The following is a 3,959-nucleotide window of genomic DNA, read 5'->3' as shown; positions in this document are numbered from 1 at the left end:
ACTTCCTCGCCTTCCTTGATTTCCAGTTCCGCGAGGTTGGATTCCTCGAGCAGGTCGATCAGCTTCTTGATCTTGCGCAGATCCATGAGGGTGCCTTTGGTTCAGGGGCCGCCGCGGCGGCACGGTTCAAGGGATTGAGGTCAATCGGCGCAGCGCCGCGTCCAGCGCCAGCGCGTAGCTGTCGGCGCCGAAGCCGCAGACCACGCCCACCGCCAGATCGGAAAGGTAGGAGTGCCGGCGGAACGGCTCGCGCGCGTGCACGTTGGACAGGTGCACCTCGATGAACGGGATGGCCACCGCCGCCAGAGCGTCGCGCAGGGCGACGCTGGTGTGGGTGAAGGCCGCCGGGTTGATCAGCATCCAGGCGATGCCTTCGGCGCGCGCCTGCTGCACCCGCTCGACGAGGGCGTGCTCGGCGTTGGACTGGAAGCTGGTGAGCGCGTGCCCGGCCGCCTGCGCCTGTGCGGCCAGCCGCGCGTCGATGTCTGCGAGCGTGTCGTGCCCGTAGATCTCAGGCTCGCGCGAGCCCAGCAGGTTGAGGTTGGGCCCGTGCAGGACCAGCAGCTTCGCCACGCCACACCTTGCAGCCAGCCGGACGGGGTCCGGCGAAGGGGCGAAGTGTGCGCGCCCGGGCCGATGTTGTCCACTTCGGCGCAGATCGGCGATGTTTGGCGGAGAACTGCCGCACAAACCGTGCGTAGGCGTATGTCCGCCGGCGAATCTAGCGCCGGGGCTGCAGCCAGCCCTGCAGCGTCGCCGCGTCCAGCGTGCCGGCGTGGGTCGCCAGCACGGTGCCGTCGGCGTCGAGCAGCACGCTGTAGGGCAGCACGCCGGCCGAGTCGCCCAGTTGGCGCGCGCTGTCCGGGTCGTCCAGGCGGCCGAGCAGAATCGGGTAGTTGACCGGATGCGCCTCGAGATAGGCGCGCACGTTGTCCGGCGTATCCATGGCGATGCCGACCACGGCCGGACGATCAGCGCCGAAGCGCGCCTGCGCCGCGGCCAGTGCCGGCATCTCCTTCCGGCACGGCCCGCACCAGCTGGCCCACAGGTTGACCAGCACGCGGCGGCCGGCATAGTCGGACAACACATGCGTGCCGCCGTCCAGGCCGGCCAGCCGCATCGCCGGAGCGGGCCGGCCAGTGAGGTCCGGCCCGCGCCGTTCGCGCGAGGCATGCTGCAGCCAGCCACCTGCCGCGGCGGCGAGCACCGCCAGGGCAAGGATCAGCCAGCTCGCGCGCGTCATCATGTCAGCGTGCCGCCTCGGTCAGCGCCTGCTTGACCAGGCCGGAGGTGAGCACCGTCGGCAGCTTGCGCCCCGGGCCGCCGCTGCGCGGGAACACCACGTACAGCGGCACGCCGGGCGAGTGGTACTGCTGCAGGAAAGCGGCGATGGTCGGGTTGACGTCGGTCCAGTCGCCTTTCATGTACACCGCGCCGGTGCGCTGGAGCAGGGCACGGAAGGCGGCCGTGTCCAGCACGGTGTGCTCGTTGGCCTTGCAGGTGACGCACCAGTCGGCGGTCATGTCGACGAACACCGGCGTGCCGGCAGCGCGCAGTTCGGCCAGTTTCTCCGGGCTGTAGGCGACCACTCCGCTGTCCGCCTGTGCCGCGCGGACCGGCGAGGGCAACTGCGACAGGGCGTACAGCGGCACCACGGTGGCCAGCAGCGCCAGCAGCACCGGCGCCCGCACCAGGCTGCCGCGGCCGCGGCTGCGCTCGAACCACCACAGGGCCAGGGCCAGGAACACCGCGGCGACCAGCAGCAGGCCCACCGCATCGGCGCCGCGCTGGTTGGCCAGCACCCAGGCCAGCCAGGCGGCGGTGAGGTACATCGGGAAGGCCAGCAACTGCTTGAGGGTTTCCATCCAGCGGCCAGGCCTCGGCAGCCGCCGTGCCAGTGCGGGCACGAAGCCGACGGCCAGGAAGGGCAATGCCAGGCCCAGTCCGAGCGCGATGAACACCAGCAGCGCATGCAGGGCCGGCGCGGCGAAGGCATAGGCCAGCGCGCTGCCCATGAACGGCGCCGTGCACGGGCTGGCCACCACCACCGCCAGCACGCCGGTGAAGAAATCGCCGGCGGCGCCGCTGCGCGACGCCAGCCCCGCGCCGGTGTTGCCCAGCGAGGCGCCGAACTGCACCAGGCCGGACATCGACAGGCCCACCGCCAGCATCACCAGCGCCAGCACGCCGACCAGCAGCGGCTGCTGCAGCTGGGTGCCCCAGCCCAGCGCATGGCCGGCCGAGCGCAGGGCGAGGATGCCCAACCCCAGCGCCACGAAGCTCACCAGCACGCCGGCGGTGTAGGCGATCGCATGGGCCCGCGCACGGGCCGGGCTTTCGCCGCTTTCCAGCAGGCCGACCGCCTTGATCGACAGCACCGGCAGCACGCACGGCATCAGGTTGAGCACCAGGCCGCCGCCGAGGGCGAGCAGCAGCGCGAGCCACAGGCTGGTCTGCAGCGGGCCCTGCGTGGCGGCCGCCGGCGGCGCCTCGGGTGCGGTGGCGGTCGGCGTGCCGGTGACCGGCGCGGCGCCGTCCAGCTCGACATCCAGCGCGCGGGTCATCATCGGATAGCACAGGCCACCGTCCTGGCAGCCCTGGAAGCTGGCCTCCAGCGCCAGGCGCGTGCGGCCGGCGAGGTTGCCGCCGACTGTCACCGGCAGTTCCAGCTCGCCGAAATAGACGGTGACGTTGCCGAAGTGCGGGTCGTCCTTGCGCGTGCCGGCCGGCCACTGCGGCGTGAGCGTCAGGCCCCCGCCGTCGCGCAGCCGCAGCGTGGTCTGGTCGCGGTAGAGGTAGTAGCCGGGCGGCATCGTCCAGCGCAGCAGCAGGTGCTGCGGGTCCTGCGCGAGCGCCTCGAGCCTGAAGGCCTGCTCGGCCGGCAGCGGCGCGTTCCCTCCGGTGGAACCGTGGGTGGCGCCCAGGCTCTGCAGTGCGGCGCCGAGCGAACCGGCCTTGGTCGCGGGAGCGCCGGCGGCCGGCAGCGGCAGGTCCAGTTGCTCGGTATGCGGCGGATAGCAGATCTTCGGCTCGACCTCGTGGCAGCCCTGGAACTGCACGCCCAGGCGCAGCCGCGTGGTGCCGGGCGCCACCGTGTAGGGCACGCTCGCGTCGATCGCGTGGTGGTAGATCTCCACGTCGCCGAGGTATTCGTCGTGGTGCTTCTCGCCATCGGGGAAGGCGGGTGCGCCCAGCGTCACGCCGTCGGCCGGCTTGAACTTCATGCGGCCACGGTAGAGGTAATAGTCCGGCGCGATCTGCCAATGCAGTTTCAGCACGCCGGGAGCGGAGGTATCGGCCGTCAGCTTGTAGGCCGCGGTGACCGGCAGCAGGCCGTCGTCGTCCTCCTGCGCCGTCGCGGGAAGGGTGAACAGCAGGCCCAGCAACAGCAGGGCGAAGGCGGCCAGGCGGCCGGGAAAGAACGTCGATCGCATCATGGGGACCCTGGATGGGTTGGGGGGATTATGGCGCAGCCGCGCCGCGGTGCCGGCGGATGCGGCCTTATGCCTGCCGTGCCGCGGCGCGTGGAGTCAAAAGCCCGGTGGTGAGCGCGACGCCGAGCAGGATCACCGCGCAGCCGCCGGCCATCGCCGGCGTCACCGCCTCGCCGAGGAACAGCGCACCCCACAGCACCGCGAAGGCGGGGATCAGGTACAGCACCACCATCGTGCGCGCGGCGCCGATGCGCACGATCAGCCGGAAGAACAGCACATACGCCACCGCCGTGCAGAGCACCGCCAGGCTGGCCACGGACGCCCACGCGGCCGGTCCGGGCGGTTGCGCCGGCCAGCACCAGAACGTGGTCGGCGCCAGCAGCGCGGCCGAGACGAACTGCCCGCCCGCGGCCGCGGTCAGCGGCGACACCGCCGGCAGCCGGCGCTCGCTGTAGTGCGCAGTGAAGGCATAGCAGGCCACCGCGCCCAGGCACGCCGCGATCGCCCATCCGCTGCCGGCCGCGA

The 3,959-nt window shown here is 72.0% G+C and carries 4 protein-coding genes and 1 pseudogene; all 5 read right to left on the bottom strand.

Annotated features, from left to right (window positions below):
• A pseudogene (locus tag HOQ08_RS13605) lies at positions 1-86 on the bottom strand (acetyl-CoA carboxylase biotin carboxyl carrier protein); the annotation flags it as partial.
• Positions 87-126: 40 nt separating this feature from the next.
• Positions 127-573 (bottom strand): type II 3-dehydroquinate dehydratase, encoded by a 447-nt coding sequence (aroQ, locus tag HOQ08_RS13600; protein WP_291195897.1) that lies wholly within the window; start codon positions 571-573, stop codon positions 127-129.
• A 148-nt stretch (positions 574-721) separates the two neighbouring features.
• A complete protein-coding gene (locus HOQ08_RS13595) occupies positions 722-1,246 on the bottom strand; it encodes a TlpA disulfide reductase family protein (protein WP_291195894.1) in 525 nt (174 codons plus the stop codon).
• Between the two features lies 1 nt (position 1,247).
• Positions 1,248-3,434 carry a protein-disulfide reductase DsbD gene (locus tag HOQ08_RS13590; protein ID WP_291195900.1) on the bottom strand — a complete coding sequence of 729 codons (2,187 nt, stop codon included), beginning with the start codon at positions 3,432-3,434 and terminating at the stop codon, positions 1,248-1,250.
• Between the two features lie 67 nt (positions 3,435-3,501).
• On the bottom strand, positions 3,502-3,959 hold a 458-nt coding region (locus HOQ08_RS13585; RefSeq protein ID WP_291195891.1), incomplete at its 5' end, for a DMT family transporter.

It is taken from the genome of Frateuria sp. (assembly GCF_013362045.1).
Taxonomy (GTDB): domain Bacteria; phylum Pseudomonadota; class Gammaproteobacteria; order Xanthomonadales; family Rhodanobacteraceae; genus Frateuria_A.
This window is presented reverse-complemented; position numbering and strand designations above follow the sequence as displayed.